The sequence below is a fragment of the Flavobacterium chilense genome (genome assembly GCF_001602525.1).
In the GTDB taxonomy this organism is placed as follows: Bacteria; Bacteroidota; Bacteroidia; order Flavobacteriales; family Flavobacteriaceae; genus Flavobacterium; species Flavobacterium chilense.
The window spans coordinates 217,689-233,377 of the sequence record NZ_LSYT01000009.1; the positions used below are offsets into that span (position 1 = coordinate 217,689).

Annotated in this window: 16 protein-coding genes; 1 reads left to right on the plus strand and 15 read right to left on the minus strand. The window is 34.0% G+C overall.

The window, feature by feature from the left end:
- Positions 1 to 9: 9 nt before the first annotated feature.
- Positions 10 to 1,443 (minus strand): CCA tRNA nucleotidyltransferase, encoded by a 1,434-nt coding sequence (locus A4F88_RS20210; protein ID WP_068844570.1) that lies wholly within the window; start codon positions 1,441 to 1,443, stop codon positions 10 to 12.
- 14 nt (positions 1,444 to 1,457) lie between these two features.
- A complete protein-coding gene (locus A4F88_RS20215; protein ID WP_068844571.1) occupies positions 1,458 to 1,832 on the minus strand; it encodes a GxxExxY protein in 375 nt (124 codons plus the stop codon).
- 527 nt (positions 1,833 to 2,359) lie between these two features.
- Here A4F88_RS20215 and yaaA point away from each other — a divergent pair.
- Positions 2,360 to 3,118: a peroxide stress protein YaaA gene (gene yaaA / locus A4F88_RS20220; protein ID WP_068844572.1), complete on the plus strand. Its 759-nt coding sequence runs from the start codon at positions 2,360 to 2,362 to the stop codon at positions 3,116 to 3,118.
- Positions 3,119 to 3,359: 241 nt separating this feature from the next.
- On the opposite strand, the gene A4F88_RS20225 is transcribed toward yaaA, so the two are convergent.
- The 13 genes from A4F88_RS20225 to A4F88_RS20285 all read right to left on the minus strand — a co-directional run bounded on the left by A4F88_RS20225 (position 3,360) and on the right by A4F88_RS20285 (position 15,545).
- On the minus strand, positions 3,360 to 4,946 hold the full coding sequence (locus tag A4F88_RS20225) for an MDR family MFS transporter (RefSeq protein ID WP_068844573.1): 1,587 nt from the start codon (positions 4,944 to 4,946) through the stop codon (positions 3,360 to 3,362).
- A gap of 4 nt (positions 4,947 to 4,950) precedes the next feature.
- Positions 4,951 to 6,030, minus strand: a complete 1,080-nt coding sequence (locus A4F88_RS20230; protein ID WP_068844574.1) for an HlyD family secretion protein — start codon at positions 6,028 to 6,030, stop codon at positions 4,951 to 4,953.
- Between the two features lie 12 nt (positions 6,031 to 6,042).
- Positions 6,043 to 7,371: a TolC family protein gene (locus A4F88_RS20235; protein ID WP_068844575.1), complete on the minus strand. Its 1,329-nt coding sequence runs from the start codon at positions 7,369 to 7,371 to the stop codon at positions 6,043 to 6,045.
- Entirely contained in the window at positions 7,361 to 7,990 is a 630-nt protein-coding gene (locus tag A4F88_RS20240) for a TetR/AcrR family transcriptional regulator (protein ID WP_068844576.1), read from the minus strand. Before A4F88_RS20240 ends, A4F88_RS20235 begins: the two co-directional genes overlap by 11 nt.
- A 324-nt stretch (positions 7,991 to 8,314) precedes the next feature.
- A complete protein-coding gene (gene trpA / locus A4F88_RS20245) occupies positions 8,315 to 9,076 on the minus strand; it encodes a tryptophan synthase subunit alpha (RefSeq protein ID WP_068844577.1) in 762 nt (253 codons plus the stop codon).
- Between the two features lie 179 nt (positions 9,077 to 9,255).
- Positions 9,256 to 10,005 carry a carbon-nitrogen hydrolase family protein gene (locus A4F88_RS20250; RefSeq protein WP_068844578.1) on the minus strand — a complete coding sequence of 250 codons (750 nt, stop codon included), beginning with the start codon at positions 10,003 to 10,005 and terminating at the stop codon, positions 9,256 to 9,258.
- 11 nt (positions 10,006 to 10,016) lie between these two features.
- A complete protein-coding gene (locus A4F88_RS20255; RefSeq protein WP_068844579.1) occupies positions 10,017 to 10,337 on the minus strand; it encodes a gamma-glutamylcyclotransferase family protein in 321 nt (106 codons plus the stop codon).
- A 195-nt stretch (positions 10,338 to 10,532) separates the two neighbouring features.
- Positions 10,533 to 11,714, minus strand: a complete 1,182-nt coding sequence (trpB, locus tag A4F88_RS20260; protein WP_068844580.1) for a tryptophan synthase subunit beta — start codon at positions 11,712 to 11,714, stop codon at positions 10,533 to 10,535.
- Between the two features lie 12 nt (positions 11,715 to 11,726).
- Positions 11,727 to 12,359, minus strand: coding sequence for a phosphoribosylanthranilate isomerase (locus A4F88_RS20265; protein ID WP_068844581.1), 633 nt, complete (start codon positions 12,357 to 12,359; stop codon positions 11,727 to 11,729).
- 76 nt (positions 12,360 to 12,435) lie between these two features.
- A complete protein-coding gene (trpC, locus tag A4F88_RS20270) occupies positions 12,436 to 13,215 on the minus strand; it encodes an indole-3-glycerol phosphate synthase TrpC (protein ID WP_068844582.1) in 780 nt (259 codons plus the stop codon).
- A gap of 90 nt (positions 13,216 to 13,305) precedes the next feature.
- Positions 13,306 to 14,298, minus strand: a complete 993-nt coding sequence (trpD, locus tag A4F88_RS20275; RefSeq protein WP_068844583.1) for an anthranilate phosphoribosyltransferase — start codon at positions 14,296 to 14,298, stop codon at positions 13,306 to 13,308.
- Positions 14,299 to 14,451: 153 nt separating this feature from the next.
- Positions 14,452 to 15,018 (minus strand): anthranilate synthase component II, encoded by a 567-nt coding sequence (locus A4F88_RS20280; protein WP_068844584.1) that lies wholly within the window; start codon positions 15,016 to 15,018, stop codon positions 14,452 to 14,454.
- Positions 15,019 to 15,104: 86 nt separating this feature from the next.
- Positions 15,105 to 15,545, minus strand: coding sequence for a hypothetical protein (locus tag A4F88_RS20285; RefSeq protein ID WP_068844585.1), 441 nt, complete (start codon positions 15,543 to 15,545; stop codon positions 15,105 to 15,107).
- Positions 15,546 to 15,689: the final 144 nt, after the last annotated feature.

Genomic DNA, 15,689 nt, shown 5'->3' on the forward strand with positions numbered 1-15,689 from the left:
AAATAATACTTATTTCTCTACTTTTTTTAAGCCTATTTTTTCGGCTCTTTTGATCACAAAATCATAAGCCGCCTGATATTCATTTGGAATATCACCTTCTAAAATAGCTTCTTTTACGGCTTCTTTTAAAACGCCAATTTCTCTTGAAGGTTTCAGATCGAATATTTCCATAATTTCTTCACCTGAAATTGGCGGCTGAAAATTACGAACATGATCGCGTTCTTCGACTTCAACAATTTTCTTGCGGACGATTTCGAAGTTTTTATGATATTTCTTGAATTTTGATGGATTTTTGGTTGTAATGTCAGCTTCGCATAATGTCATTAAATCCTCTACATCTTCGCCGGCATCAAAAACCAAACGACGAACTGCGCTGTCGGTTACAATATCCTGTGCCAGAACAATTGGACGGGAACTCATAATAACCATTTTTTGCACAAACTTCATTTTATGATTTAACGGCATATGCAGACGTTCGAATATCTTCTTGGCCATTTTTCCGCCTAAAAACTCATGTCCGTGAAAAGTCCAGCCTTGTTTCTTGTTGAAACGTTTTGTTGGTGCTTTTCCAATATCATGTAACAAAGCCGACCAACGTAACCAGACATCATCTGTGTTTGGACAAATATTGTCAACAACTTCCAGCGTATGGTAAAAATTGTTTTTATGAGTATGCCCTTCGATTTCCTCAACCTGATTCAGCGCTGTTAGTTCAGGTAAAATAATGTCTAAAAGTCCTGTTTGATATAAAAGTAAAAATCCGGTTGAAGGTTTTGGTGTAGAAAGAATTTTGTTTAACTCGTCTACAATTCTTTCTCCCGAAATGATTTTGATACGATCTGCGTTTTTTGTGATCGCATTTAGTGAGTTTTCTTCGATTTCAAAATTGAGCTGAGTTGCAAAACGAATGGCACGTAACATTCTCAAAGGATCATCAGAATAGGTAATATCCGGATCCAAAGGTGTTTTGATTGTTTTATTTTCTAAATCGGTTAAACCGTTAAACGGATCGAGAAGATCTCCAAAATTGTTTTGGTTTAAAGACAACGCCAATGCATTGATCGTAAAATCACGACGATTTTGATCATCCTGAAGTGTTCCGTTTTCTACAATAGGATTTCGGCTATCGAAATTATATGACTCTTTTCGTGCTCCGACAAATTCAATATCAGTATCTTCAAAACGCAACATAGCTGTTCCATAAGTTTTAAAAACCTGTACTTTGGGTTTGTTTGGGAGTAACTCAGAAACTTTAAGTGCTAATTCGATTCCGCTGCCAACTGCTACGACATCGATATCTTTTTTAGATCCTCTGTTTAAAAGTAAATCCCGTACAAAACCGCCAATAACATAGCTGTCAACGTTGAGTTCCTGAGAAGCTTTCGAAATGATATCGAAGATTTTATTTTCTAAAGCAGTTTTATAATTTGTTTGTATAGCCACGAATTCACTAATTTTTATAAAATAATACGTTTGTGTTCAAGTGAGACAGAATTAAAGTTTGCCAAAATTGCTAAATTCGTTTTTGAAACTTTTATATAATTAAGACATTGCGAAATATGTTTTGGATGTAAAAAATCGCTTGATTTTATTTCAAGTATAATTTTATCAAACAAAACAAAATCAGCATAAAATTTGTGATTTAATATTATGTCCTTATAATTAACCAAATATTCTTTTTCTCTTTCAAATGGAATATTTACTTTTTTAAATTCATATTCTAAAGCATCCTTGTACACAATTTCAGAAAAGCCTCCACCTAAGTTTCTATGAACATCAAATAAAATTCCCATTATCTGGTAGCTTTCCAGCTGATACAAAATTTTTGTCATGATCTAAATTTTTTTCCGCCACGAATTCACGAATTTTTCTAATTAATTTTAAAAAGTTAATTCGTGAATTCGTGGCTATTATTTAGAATACAACTTTCAATTTTTGTATTGAAAATGTTTTTGGAATTTTATGGTTGCAAATTTACAACATAGAAAATGCCTTTTATAATCTAGAGCTTATTTTTTTGAGTAAATTCACAATTTTTCAATTGAATTTTATGAAAATAAAAAATAGCAAAGTTGAATTAAGCGAATTTATTCGAAATTATATTCAAAGAATGAAAAATAATTCGTGGTTTTGACATAATCTAAATTTTCCGCCACGAATTCACGAATTAATCTAAATCATTTCGGATATATTAGAGTAATGAATTACACGAATTCATTCGAAATTATGCTCAAAGATTATAAAAAATAAATTCGTGAATTCGTGGCGAAAAAAACTATACCCTCATAAAACAAATCAATTACGATAATCAATTTTTAGAAATGCAATTTGTATTTTTGAGACATAGAAAAAAGCACACATGAAAATTGTTATATCTCCAGCGAAGTCATTAAATTTCGAAAAAGAATTACCAACTCCTGAATATACTGAGCCTTCATTCTTAAAAGAAGCAAGAGTGGTTCATAAAGTAGTTAAACAAAAAAAGCCATCTGAATTGTCTGAATTAATGTCGATTTCAGACAAACTAGCCGATTTGAACTGGAAACGAAATCAGGAATGGAAAACTCCTTTTACACCAGAAAATGCACGTCCGGCGATTTATACTTTTGACGGAGATGTTTATACAGGTTTAGATGCTTATACAATTCCGTTAGAAAAATTAGAAGTTCTACAGAATAAACTCAGAATTTTATCAGGATTGTATGGACTTTTAAAACCGCTTGATTTAATGCAGGCTTACCGTTTAGAAATGGGAACAAAAATGCCGGTTGGTGAATATAAAAATCTACATGAATTCTGGAAGCCTGTTGTTACAAAAGCCTTAAATAAAGAATTGACCAAAGGAGAGTTATTTGTAAATTTAGCGAGCAACGAATATTTTTCGGCAGTAGATGTCAAGGCTTTGAAAGTTCCTGTAATTACGCCCGACTTTAAAGATTACAAAGACGGAAAACTAAAAATGATTAGTTTTTTTGCTAAAAAAGCAAGAGGAATGATGGTACGTTATATCATCGACACCAATGCAGAAACTATTGATGACTTAAAAGGATTTAATTATGAAGGATATCAGTTTGATGCCAATCTTTCTAAAGGGAATCATTTAGTTTTTACAAGATAGTTTTTTTGAGGTGCTGAGGTTCTAAGAGACTAAGAAGCTAAGTTTTTTTTAACCGCAAAGTCGCAAGGTTTACGTAAAGTTCGCAAAGTTTTTATGACAAAGCTTTGCGAACTTTGCATTTTATCACATCTTAAGAATAAAATCTTTGCACACTTTGCGGTTAAATAAAATGCTTAAAAAAATAAACGCCGAATTCATCATTTAGAATTCGGCGTTTCTGCGTATTATAAATTTATTATTATTAATGCATTGCGTCTGCTGCACTAATCTTGTTCTTTCCTTTCTTAATAAAAAGGATAATAGGGATACAACATAAAAACATGATTCCTAAATACATGAAAATATCCATGTATGCCATTACGGTACTTTGTTTCATTACAGAATATTCTATGGCCTGATAGGCTTTTTTAAGCGCAACATCGGCAGAATACCCTTTAGACATAAAAGATCTTTGCATTCCTGCAATACGCTGCTGAACATCATATTTTGCAGGATCTAAATTGGTTAGCAAATTTACACGGTGTTCCTGACTCAAACGGGTAATAAAAGTGGTAATAATCGCAATACCAAATGAACCACCTAATTGTCTCATCATTCCGGTAAAAGCAGCTCCTTCACCAATGTGTTTTCCTTTTAATGTTGAAAGTGAAAGGGTTGTAATAGGTACAAATAGTAATCCTAAACCAATTCCTCTTAAAATCAAAGGCCAGTACATATGTTCTACACCGGTATCAGGAGTCATGCGGGTTTGCATCATAAAGGTAAAGAAGAAGAAAACTAAAAATCCTACTCCAACCATATATCCCTGCGGAACTCCTTTTTGAATCATATTACCAACAAAAGGCATCATGATGGCAGTTGTAATCGAACCCGGAATTAATAATAACCCGGCATCTGTTGCTGTCCATCCTAAAATAGATTGCGTGTAGATTGGGATAATTAAAGTTGATCCGTATAAACCGAAACCAAGAATAAAACACATTACAGTACCAATTCTTAAATTTCCGTCTTTTAAAACACTTAAATTTACAATTGGATGTTTGTATGTAAGCTCTCTCCAGATAAAAAGTACTAATCCTAAAACAGTAACAACACTTAGTGTTACAATTGTCGAATCGTTAAACCAGTCATCTTGTTGTCCGTGTTCCAGTACGAATTGCAGAGATCCAATAAAGGCGCTCAATAAAATAATTCCCCACCAGTCAACCTGATTTGCTTTTAATTTTTCACCGTATTTTGGACTTCTTACAAAAGTAAGCGCTAAAATAGTAGCGATAATTCCCAACGGAATATTAATGTAAAATATATAAGGCCACGAATAATTATCTACTAAATACCCTCCCAAAGGGGGACCCAAAGTTGGACCAACAATTACACCCATTCCGTAAATAGCCTGCGCCATACCACGTTTTGCTACGGGATAACTTTCGGTAATAATTGTTTGGGCTGTTACCAGTAAGGCACCTCCACCCATACCTTGTACAAATCTGAAAGCTACAAGTTCCCAGATATTTGTGGCGTTACCGCATAAAAAGGAGCAGACTGTAAATATTATGATAGAAGCCACAAAATAATTACGTCTTCCAAATTGTTGCGATAGCCAACTCGTCATCGGAATTACAATAACATTCGCGATTGCGTATGCTGTAATTACCCAAGCCACATCAGTCAAAGTAGCACCCAGGCTACCTCGCATGTCTGTTAGCGCTACGTTTACAATCGTAGTGTCTACAATTTCCAGCAATGCACAAAGTACTGCTGTTATCGTAATGACCACACGTCTGAAACCGTATTCTACTAAGTCGTCGTCTGCTTGTACTGCTGTCATTATATTATTTTAAATGTACATCTACATCAACATTCATCCCTGGTCTTAATAATTTTACTTTTTCTGGATCGTTAGATTCATCCAAGCTAATTTTTACAGGTAATCTTTGAATTGTTTTTACGAAGTTACCAGTAGCATTATCCGGTGGTAACAAAGAGAAACGAGATCCTGTAGCAGGAGAAAATGAAGTTACTGTACCTTTAAATTCGTAGTTTGGATAGGCATCTACTTTTAAGCTTACTTTTTGTCCCACAATCATTTTGTTTAATTGTGTTTCTTTAAAGTTAGCTACTACCCACGCTTCATTATTGTTGATGATGTAGAATAAAGATTGTCCCGGCTGAACCAATTGTCCCGGCTGAATATCAACTTTAGAAACCTGACCATCAATTGCAGCAGTTACAACAGTATAGCTAAGATTTAAATGTGCTACATCTAACATTGTTTTTGCTTTTTTGATGTTTGCAGAAGCTACTTCAGTTTGTTTGTCAGAAACTTTTGATTTCGATTGAATTACTGATTTTTGGTAAGAACTTGCTCTTTGTTGATCTTGTAAAACACGCACCTGGTTTTCAGCTTCTTCTTTTGCAGATAAAGCCTGTTCATATTGTTGTTTTGTAATGGTATGTGTTTTGTACAAATTATTATAACGGTTGTAATCGTTTGTAATTTGTCTTAATCTGATTTTTGCACTTTCAATAGAACCTGTTGCAGATTTCATTTGCGCATCAGAAACTGAGATGCTTGCGTTAGCACTTCCAATATCTGCTTTTGCAGCCTCGTATTGACCTTCAGCACCTAATAAGGCAGCATTTGCTTCGTCGATTTTTAACTGATAATCTCTTTTATCGATAGTAAAAAGAGTATCTCCTTTTTTTACAAAGTCATTATCTTTTACATACACTTTACTAATATATCCAGATACTCTTGGAATAATTGGATTCATTTTTTTCTCAATTTGAGCATCATCCGTTTCTTCATGAGCCTGAGAGTGCAGGTATTTTGTTATTCCGTAAGTTCCGCCCACTAAAACCAAAACGGTTAGTATAATGATGAATTTAGTATTTGTTTTTTTCTTTTCCATGAGAGCTAGCGATTATATTTTAGAAAGATTGAATGATTGTGATAATTGTCCTGATACTGAAAGTAATTCGTAATATTTTTGAATGATAGTTGCTTTAGACAAAGCCGTATTGATTTTGGCGCTTAAATGCTCCACATCAGCTTCAACCAAATCATTTGTGTCAGATAATCCGTTATCGAATTTATCCTTTACAAGGCGGTAGTTTTCAGATGCTTGCTGAAGTGCTTCGTCATAAACCACGCTTTGATTAATAGCAAGATCATAATCTTCAATAGATTTCTGAACTTCAACTTTTATACGATCTGTCATTACAGCCTCAGTATTTTTAACCTCTAATGCTTTGCTTTCTGCAGCTTTTACAGAGGCACTGTTTTTTAAAATTCCTGATAAATCGTAAGATAAACCAACACCAAAGTTCATGGCATATTTTACAGTAATAAAGTCTTTAAGATCCAAAGCCGTATAACCACCTAATAATGAAAGAGAAGGGTAGTAGCCCGATTTTGCAATTTTCACATTTGCTTCACTCGCTTTTTGTTGAAAACGAACTGCTTCTAAGTCTTTTCTATTCTCTAACGCTAACATATCTGATGTTGGAGCATTAGTTGTTTTGAGATTAAAAAAATCAGCTTCGTTAACCTGAAGTTTCGTTTCCGGAGCTAATTTTAGTAAAGTGGTAAGATAGAAATTGATGTTGTTTAAATTGTTATTAGCTTCATCAATAGATAATTGCGTTTTTGAAACTAACAATTGCGCTTTCAATAAATCATTTCTTGGGATAATACCATTTTTCTCTAATTCTGTAAAATCAGTAACACGCTGTTTCGCCTGTTTTTGATTTTCATTTAAAAGATCTAATGTTTTTTGTGCTTTGTATAAAGCAGTATAGTAAGTAATAACGCGTAAAGCAACATCTTCTTTTGTTTTTTCAGCATTAGAACTTTCAGCTTCATATAAATTGTCTGAAGCTTTAATGCTATTTTGAATTTTAAATCCTGCAAATATTGGTAAACTAAGATTTGCCATTCCAAGCATTGCCTGATCCGGAGATGGCATTGGATTAGCACTTGCCTGATCACCGTTATTGTGCATATCGATAGAAGCTTTTGTCAATCGTTGGTATTGTCCGGAAATTTTCAAGTTCGGATACTGATTGTTTCTTACTTCCTGTAATTCGTATTTTTTTGTGTTTACCTTAGTATTGGCAAGAGTAACTTCGTTACTTTTTTCCCAGGCCATTTTTACGGCTTCGTCTAAGGTTAAACTTGTTTTTTCTTGTGCTTCTATTGAAGATATTCCGATGAAGAATACTCCAAAGAGCATTAATTGACTAATTTTCATAAACAAGTAGCGCTTTTATAGTTTGTTGAATGTGCTTTGTAAGATCGTTTTTAATGTAATTGTTAAACATTTCTTCTGTTTTTAAATCAAATATTTCTTCGAAGAAAGAGCGATTCATATGAAAGTGAAAAAAGGTTCCAATAATTGTTGGTGTAATGAGCTGGATATTAATATCTGTTCTAAAAACTCCCTGAGATTGTCCTTGCCTGATAATGCTTTCAACTGATTTTAAATTTCCTTTTTTAAGCTCAGTAAAAGCCTGCAGACTTTTTTCTCTTTTTTTATTGTAAAGTTCAAAATGTAAAACCCTGTAAATCCCTTTGTTAAGGCAAATTCTGTTAATGTAAATTTCGATTAATTTATTGACTTTTTCAAGAGGTTCGATACTTTCTTGTAATAAATTTTCGAGTTGGAGTTTTAGATCAACAGTTTTGTGGAAAATCAGAGCTTCCAGAAGTCTTTCTTTTGAACCAAAATAATACGAAACCATGGCAATGTTGATTTTTGCCTCCTTGGAAATGTCCCGTATCGATGTACCTTCAAATCCTTTTTCAGAGAATAGCTTTTCAGCGACCTCAAGAATCTGAATTTTTTTATCGTTTAATTCGAAGTTTGACATGGTATTGTTTCTAATCGGGTACAAAATTAAACAAGCGTTTAAATTAAACAGTTGTTTAATTTTATTTTAACATAATATTAACATAAAACGGTGTAGTTGTTTTGGGAGGAATTTAGGTTTTTGAACCTGCTTTATAGAAATGAAAAAAGCCGAAGTATTGTTGTAAAAACAGTACTTCAGCTTTATTTTTTGTAATCTTGTTATTTAAACAAAAGAGAATTCTCTGCTACAAGATTGATAAGAGTTAAGACTTTATATTATGGCATAACCTGTAAATATTTTTTATTTGATAGAATGATAAATCAAATGTAATATTGCAGAAAGCTACCTAATCTCTCCAACAAATTCTGTAATTTTTTCGCTGCCATTCTCACTCAAATGTTTAATAAAAGCACTTCCGATAATAGCTCCTTTAGCAAATTTTGTAGCCTGATTAAAAGTTTCTTTATTTGAAATTCCAAAGCCTACAATCTGTGGATTTTTCAGGTTCATGTTTGCAATTCTTTCAAAATAACTTTCCTGTACATTTCCAAAACCGGATTGAGAACCTGTAACACTTGCAGAACTCACCATATAAATAAACCCGTTTGAAACACTGTCGATAAAACGAATACGTTCTTCAGAAGTTTGTGGCGTAATTAAAAATACATTGATCAAACCATGTTTTTCAAAAATAGCTTTGTATTCGTCTGCATAAACATCAACAGGCAGATCCGGAATAATTAATCCGTCGATACCAATTTCGGCACATTTAGCACAAAAAGCTTCAACACCATATTGCAACATCGGATTAAAATACCCCATGATAATCAACGGAATTTTTACGCTTTCGCGGATGTTCTTTAACTGATCGAAAAGAATTTGAGTGGTCATTCCGTTATGAAGTGCCTGTGTAGAACTTTCCTGAATTGTTGGTCCATCAGCCAAAGGATCACTGAAAGGCAAACCAATTTCGATTAAGTCTACACCATTTTTCTCCAAATCCTGAATGATCTGAACGGTATCATTTAAATTAGGATATCCTGCAGAAAAATAAATAGAAAGTATCTTTTTATCTTCTTGTAATTTTTGAGTTATTCTGTTCATTATTTTTATTTTTATCCTAACACGTTTTCAAAACCTGTCTGGTATTTATTAAGTTTTATTTTTTGTCTCTCCCGATACTAGTCAGGATAAAAGATTTTACCGATTAGCGTAAATTTATTCACGCAGATTTAAATTAATTTAAGCTGATTCACACAGATTTTTTTTTAATTAAATCTGTTTTAATCTGTGACATTATTTTTTATAATCTTACTAATCCAATTATTATTTTGATTTTGGATCAATAATAGTCCTGAATCTGAGTCATTCATTTGTCCAATCAATTCTCCTTTGTTGTTCCAAAATGCACTTTGTCCTGCGGAAGGCGATCCCCAGGATTCACCACTAAAATTGGACATCAAAACATTCATTTTATACTTTTGAGCATAATTTTGTAAATCCCGATACGCATTCGGAATTCCGTTTGGTGAAAAGAAAATACTGGCGATATAAATAGCCGTTTCTTTTTTTGAAGCGTTTTCAGGATGCAACGGATTATCGATATCGGCACAAATCGCAAAAGAAATCTTCTGATTTTCAATTTCAACCATTGGATTATAATCGAAAGTAGACTGAAAAAACTCATCTTCGCCTTCGTGTAAAAATTGCTTTGTATATAGAGAAACGGAATTGTCCGGTGTAATAATAAATTGACCAATAAACAATTCTGATTCTATTTGAATAGGGGCTCCGGCAATAATAATGATATTATTTTCGACTGCCAGTTTCTTCAAATGTTCTAAACGGGAATCCTCTTTTTTGAAAACCAGCTTTTGTGCATCTTCTCTTTCATAACCCGTAATCGACATTTCAGGAAAAACAATTAATTGTGCTCCGTTTTGTACAGCGAATTCGATCAGATTATAATGATCGGATAAATTAGCCTCGATATTTCCCCGGATTGGTTTTGTTTGTGCTGCCGCTAGAATCATTTTAGGTTAAGTTATTTATTTTCTATATAAATCCAGGCTACGGTTCCGGACTTTAATGTGACCTGAACTCTTTTGTAAGCATTAGATTCGAATGTGTCGACTTTAGCTAAATCAGAAACTGAAATATTAAAAGCAACACCGTGTATAGGATCTGAAGAATCTGCGCTGGGTACAGCTACAACATAATCTGCCATTCCAAATTCTTCTTCAATTTGCAGGCTTTTTAGTTTATAACCCAACAGCTGGTCAGGAGTTCCAGACAGAACTTTATTAAAAAGCTGCATTTGAATTTGTTTCGATCTTAATGTTCCGTAAGAAAATAATTTTTCCATAATTGCTATTTTTCTCGTTGTTTGTTTTTTGCGTTAGGGATTACTTCACGTCACCTTATTTTTTAATGGAGTTCAGTGAACTTCGTTTGAGGCGGTATCTCCCGATTTAGAAAAACAAGGCTTTTTAGCCGTAGTTTTTGTTTATCGGGAATTTAGCCGAAAGCCCGACCGAAGGGAACGCCCAAATTACTCATTTTATAATTTAAAATAATCGATATAATTGTCTAAATCTTTATCTCCACGACCAGAAAGGCTTATTACTACAATATCAGTAGGCTTAAATTTTTTCTGATCTAAAACCGCAAAGGCGTGTGCACTTTCAATCGCCGGAATAATTCCTTCTAATTTAGTCAATTGTAAACCAGCATTCATCGCATCGTCATCTGTTACTGAGAAAAATTCTCCGCGTCCTGTTTGTGCCAAATGTGCATGCATTGGACCAACTCCCGGATAATCTAATCCTGCAGAAATAGAATACGGTTCTGTAATTTGTCCGTCTGGTGTTTGCATCAAAAGGGTTTTGCAACCGTGAATAACACCTACTTTTCCTAATTTGCTGGTTGCGGCGCTATGACCGCTATCAACACCTTTTCCTGCAGCTTCAACGGCAATAATTCCAACTTCAGGTTCGTGTAAAAAGTGATAATAGGTTCCTGCAGCATTACTTCCGCCACCAATACAAGCGACAACATAATCAGGATTTTCACGTCCTTCTTTTTCTTTTAACTGCCATTTAATTTCTTCAGAAATTACACTTTGAAAACGTGTTACCATATCCGGATAGGGATGTGGACCAATCGCAGATCCAATAATATAATGTGTGTCAACCGGATTATTAATCCAATCTCTAATTGCTTCGTTTGTAGCATCTTTCAAAGTTCTTGAACCCGAAAGTGCCGGACGAACCTCAGCACCTAACATCTTCATACGTGCTACGTTTGGTGCCTGACGGGCAATGTCGATTTCGCCCATATAAACGATACATTCCATTCCCATTAAAGCACAAACCGTTGCCGTTGCCACGCCGTGTTGACCCGCACCAGTTTCAGCAATAATTCGTTTTTTGCCTAAACGTCTGGCAACAAGGATTTGTCCGATTGTGTTGTTGACTTTATGTGCTCCGGTATGATTTAAGTCTTCTCTTTTTAAGTAGACTTTTGTATTGTATTTTTCAGATAAGCGTTTTGCAAAATAAAGCGGACTCGGGCGTCCAACATAATTTTTTAGCAATTGATCAAACTCGGCTTTAAAATCAGGTTCGCTGGTGATTTTTAAATAATTCTGGCGTAATTCTTCTACATTTGGATAGAGCATTTCAGGGATATAAGCCCCGCCAAATTCTCCGTAATATCCTTTTTCGTTAACGTTAAAATTCATTTTATTCCAATTTTAAAAGTTGGCAACATCAAATTTTCGTTTGAAATTGCTAAATAGATTTTTGTTTTTAAGCCCGGGTTCGATTTCAAATTTACTATTTATATCGACAGCATAAATAGGAAGATTTGTTTTTGAAATTTCTTCGATAGCTTTTAATTCATTGATTCCGATTCCGCCACTTAAAAAAAAGGGTTTATCAGATTTGTATTTTTTTAATATCGTCCAGTCAAAAGTGGTTCCGTTGCCACCCGGTAATTTTCCTTTAGTATCAAAAAGGAAAAAATCTGAAACCGATTCGAATGGTTTGATTACTTCAAAATCGAAATTTTCATCGGCAGAAAATACTTTTATGATTTCGACCTTTTTTGGAAGTTTGCTTTTTAGTTCTGATAAAAAATCAACAGACTCATTTCCGTGTAACTGAACTGCTTGTAAGTTGTGTTTTGTAACTTTCTCCAGAATTTCTTCCTGGCTTTGGTTTACAAAAACACCTACTTTTTTGATTGTTCCTATTAATTCCGGAATTACTCCGTTAAAATATCGCGTGGATTTTTCCCAGAAAATAAATCCCATATAATCGGGTAGGAGCGCTCCTACTTCGAGTATGTTTTCAGGATATTTCATGCCGCATATTTTGAGTTTCATTTTTTTAATGCTTTAAGCTTTAAGCTGTAGGCTTTAGGCTAAATTAGTAATGTTAAGAAGGCTTATTGCTTAAAGCCTAAAGCTGACTAATAAATTCTGTTGCGGCTTGTCCGGCGTTGTCTGTTTTCATGAAGTTTTCTCCAATTAAGAATCCGCTGTAACCGTAAGGTCTAAGTTCTGAAATGGCTTCGATGGATGAAATTCCGCTTTCTGAAACTTTTACGAAATCTTTTGGAATCTGAGAAGCCAGTTGTTTGCTGAAATCAAGACTTACTTCAAAAGTTTTTAGATTTCGATTGTTTACACCAATCATATCTAAACTTGGCATAATCGATTTTTCTAATTCTTCCTGATTGTGCACCTCCAATAAAACTTCTAATCCTAATTTCTTTGCAAATTCAGATAATGATTTGATTTCTTCGCGGGTTAAAACGGCTGCAATCAATAAAATCAAATCGGCACCAAAAGCTTTGGCTTCCAAAATCTGATATTCGTCGACAATAAATTCTTTTCGCAATAGCGGAATATTTACTGAAGCTCTTGCTAAAAGTAAATCGTCAAGAGAACCTCCAAAATATTTTCCGTCGGTTAAAACAGAAATTCCGCAAGCTCCTGCATTTTCGTAACCTTTTACTACTTCTTCAACCGTAAAACTATGATTGATAACTGATTTTGATGGTGAACGACGTTTGTGTTCTGCAATAATTCCGGTTGAACTTGTTTTTAGTTTTTGACTTAATGAAATCACTTCTCTATTAAAAAATACAGAACTTTCCAATTGCGAAACGGGAATGATTGATTTTTTGAGAACGACTTCCCGCTTTTTGTCAACTATTATTTTATCTAAAATATTCATGGTTTTGTTTGTTTCAGGTTTCAGGTTTTAAGTTTCAGGTTGCGTTCCAATAACTTGAAACCTGAAACAAAGAAAACCTGAAACTAAATTTTACTTACTTAATTCTTGTAATGTTTGCAATGCTTTTAATCCTTTTCCGGATAATAAGCTTTCTTTTGCTAATTCAAATCCTTCCAGCGGAGAACATTTTGTAACCGTTGCAATTGCCATTGCTGCATTAGCACAGACTACATTGTTTTGTGCCTCGTTTCCTTTTCCTGAAATAATATTGGTAAATATCTCTGCAGATTCTTCGATGGATTTTCCACCTTCGATTTCTGTTTGAGATAAAAGATGAACACCAAAATCTTCTGGTTTCAACATTCCTTCCATGTGTGATGTTATTGTTTTGGTTGGACCTGTTAAGGAGATTTCATCGTATCCGTCAAGCGAATGTAATATGGTGAAATTGATATCAGTATTTTGATATAAATAAGCATACATTCGGGCTAGTTCAAGATTGAAAACTCCAACCAGTTGATTCTGAGGGAATGATGGATTTACCATTGGTCCCAACATGTTAAAGAAGGTTTTTACCGCTAACTCTTTACGAATTGGTCCAACATTTTTCATCGCTGGATGAAATAGGGGAGCGTGTAAAACACAAATTCCGGCTTTTTCGATACATTTTTCTAAAAAAGCAGCGTCATTACTAAATTTGATTCCCATTTTTTCCATCACGTTGCTTGATCCGGAAATAGAAGATACTCCGTAATTTCCGTGTTTTGCTACCTTTATTCCGGCTCCGGCTGAAACGAACGATGCTAAAGTCGAAATATTGAAAGTGTCTTTCCCGTCACCACCCGTTCCGCATAAATCGATGGTGTTGTAAGCTGATAAATCAACACGAATACACAATTCTAACAAAGCTTCACGGAAACCCGAAAGTTCATCAATTGTAATGCTTCGCATCATGAATACAGTCAAAAATGCCGAAATCTGACTCGGATTGTATTGACCACTTGAAATATTAATCAGTACGTTTTTAGCTTCCTCTTTTGAAAGTACTTCGTGATTGATTAATTTATTTAATATATTTTTCATTCTGTTTGAGTCTTAAAGTCATAAAGTCGAAAGTCTTAAAGTCTTCTTGTTTTTGACGTTTATTTTTAAAATTGATTAATGTTTTTTAGTTTTAATAGGAAAGGCTAAGTTTTTAATATTTGACTTTATGACTTTCGACTTTAAAACTTTTAACTAACTTCTAATCCAATTCTCTAAAATCCTTTTTCCGTTTGGTGTCAAAACACTTTCCGGGTGAAACTGAACGCCTCTTACATCAAAAGTTTTATGTCTTAATGACATAATTTGCCCGTTTTCGTCTATCGAAGTAGCTTCAAGAACTTCCGGTAAATTACTGTCAACAACCCATGAGTGGTAACGCCCAACTTCGAACTCGTTTTCTAAGCCTTCAAACAAAATTTCATCGGTCACCACTTTTTTTACATTTGTTGCCACGCCGTGATATACTTTATCAAGGTTCGAAAGTGTTCCGCCAAAAACTTCCCCAATGGCTTGTTGTCCTAAACAAACACCAAGGATACTTTTTGTTGGTGCATATTTTTCGATTACTGCTTTTAATAAACCTGCTTCATCGGGAATTCCAGGTCCCGGAGAAAGTAATATTTTATCGAAAGAAGCGATTTCGTCAATTTCGAATTCGTCATTTCTATAAACGGTTACTTCGCAGTTTAAATCTTCCAGATAGTGTACTAAGTTGTAAGTGAAACTATCGTAATTGTCTATAACTAATATTTTTTTCATTGTGCTTTTTTGTTTCAGGTTTCAAGTTTCAGGTTTCAGGTTTCAATAACTTGAAACTTGAAACAAATAAAACTTGAAACTATTTTTTACTCTCGAACGTACTTCTCTGTAATAATGCGGTCGATTCCTAATTTTTCTACTTTTTCGATTCCTTTTTGAATTAAGGTGTCGTTTTTGATTGTTACTGTAAACTCAAATTTTCCATTTTCCCATTGACGATTATTGAAGTATTCCAGATTCTCGGTGTATGTACTGTCCTTTAAAGTATATTTTCCGCCTCCGCCAAAGAATACTGCATTTGTTGAATCTTTTCCATTATTTAAATCATGATTGAAAAAGGCAAAATGAGTATCATTTATAATTTTAATCATTTTTGTCTTTGGATTGAAAGTCGAAAACGTTGAATCTTTTTCGGTGGTTTCAGCTGATATAAGGCGCCAGGTTCCTTTAATAGGATTTTCTTTTTTTTCCGAATTACAAGACGTAATGGTAATGATTAAAACTAAAATTGAAATTGCTTTTTTCATGATTTATGCTTTTGTGGTTTTTATAGTTTATTTGTTAATTGTTTCAGATCTTACTAATCTTTGCCCCGACGGTTTCAACCGTCGGCTATGTTTATATAGATTATTTTTTAAACATTGCCCGAGGTTTCAACCTCGCGAGACGTA

Bases quoted from the DNA above. Each gene is read 5' to 3' on its own strand.
- A4F88_RS20215 (WP_068844571.1), bottom strand. From the start codon at position 1,832: ATGACAAAAATTTTGTATCAGCTGGAAAGCTACCAGATAATGGGAATT.
- yaaA (WP_068844572.1), top strand. From the start codon at position 2,360: ATGAAAATTGTTATATCTCCAGCGAAGTCATTAAATTTCGAAAAAGAA.
- A4F88_RS20225 (WP_068844573.1), bottom strand. From the start codon at position 4,946: ATGACAGCAGTACAAGCAGACGACGACTTAGTAGAATACGGTTTCAGA.
- A4F88_RS20230 (WP_068844574.1), bottom strand. From the start codon at position 6,030: ATGGAAAAGAAAAAAACAAATACTAAATTCATCATTATACTAACCGTT.
- A4F88_RS20235 (WP_068844575.1), bottom strand. From the start codon at position 7,371: ATGAAAATTAGTCAATTAATGCTCTTTGGAGTATTCTTCATCGGAATA.
- A4F88_RS20240 (WP_068844576.1), bottom strand. From the start codon at position 7,990: ATGTCAAACTTCGAATTAAACGATAAAAAAATTCAGATTCTTGAGGTC.
- trpA (WP_068844577.1), bottom strand. From the start codon at position 9,076: ATGAACAGAATAACTCAAAAATTACAAGAAGATAAAAAGATACTTTCT.
- A4F88_RS20250 (WP_068844578.1), bottom strand. From the start codon at position 10,005: ATGATTCTAGCGGCAGCACAAACAAAACCAATCCGGGGAAATATCGAG.
- A4F88_RS20255 (WP_068844579.1), bottom strand. From the start codon at position 10,337: ATGGAAAAATTATTTTCTTACGGAACATTAAGATCGAAACAAATTCAA.
- trpB (WP_068844580.1), bottom strand. From the start codon at position 11,714: ATGAATTTTAACGTTAACGAAAAAGGATATTACGGAGAATTTGGCGGG.
- A4F88_RS20265 (WP_068844581.1), bottom strand. From the start codon at position 12,359: ATGAAACTCAAAATATGCGGCATGAAATATCCTGAAAACATACTCGAA.
- trpC (WP_068844582.1), bottom strand. From the start codon at position 13,215: ATGAATATTTTAGATAAAATAATAGTTGACAAAAAGCGGGAAGTCGTT.
- trpD (WP_068844583.1), bottom strand. From the start codon at position 14,298: ATGAAAAATATATTAAATAAATTAATCAATCACGAAGTACTTTCAAAA.
- A4F88_RS20280 (WP_068844584.1), bottom strand. From the start codon at position 15,018: ATGAAAAAAATATTAGTTATAGACAATTACGATAGTTTCACTTACAAC.
- A4F88_RS20285 (WP_068844585.1), bottom strand. From the start codon at position 15,545: ATGAAAAAAGCAATTTCAATTTTAGTTTTAATCATTACCATTACGTCT.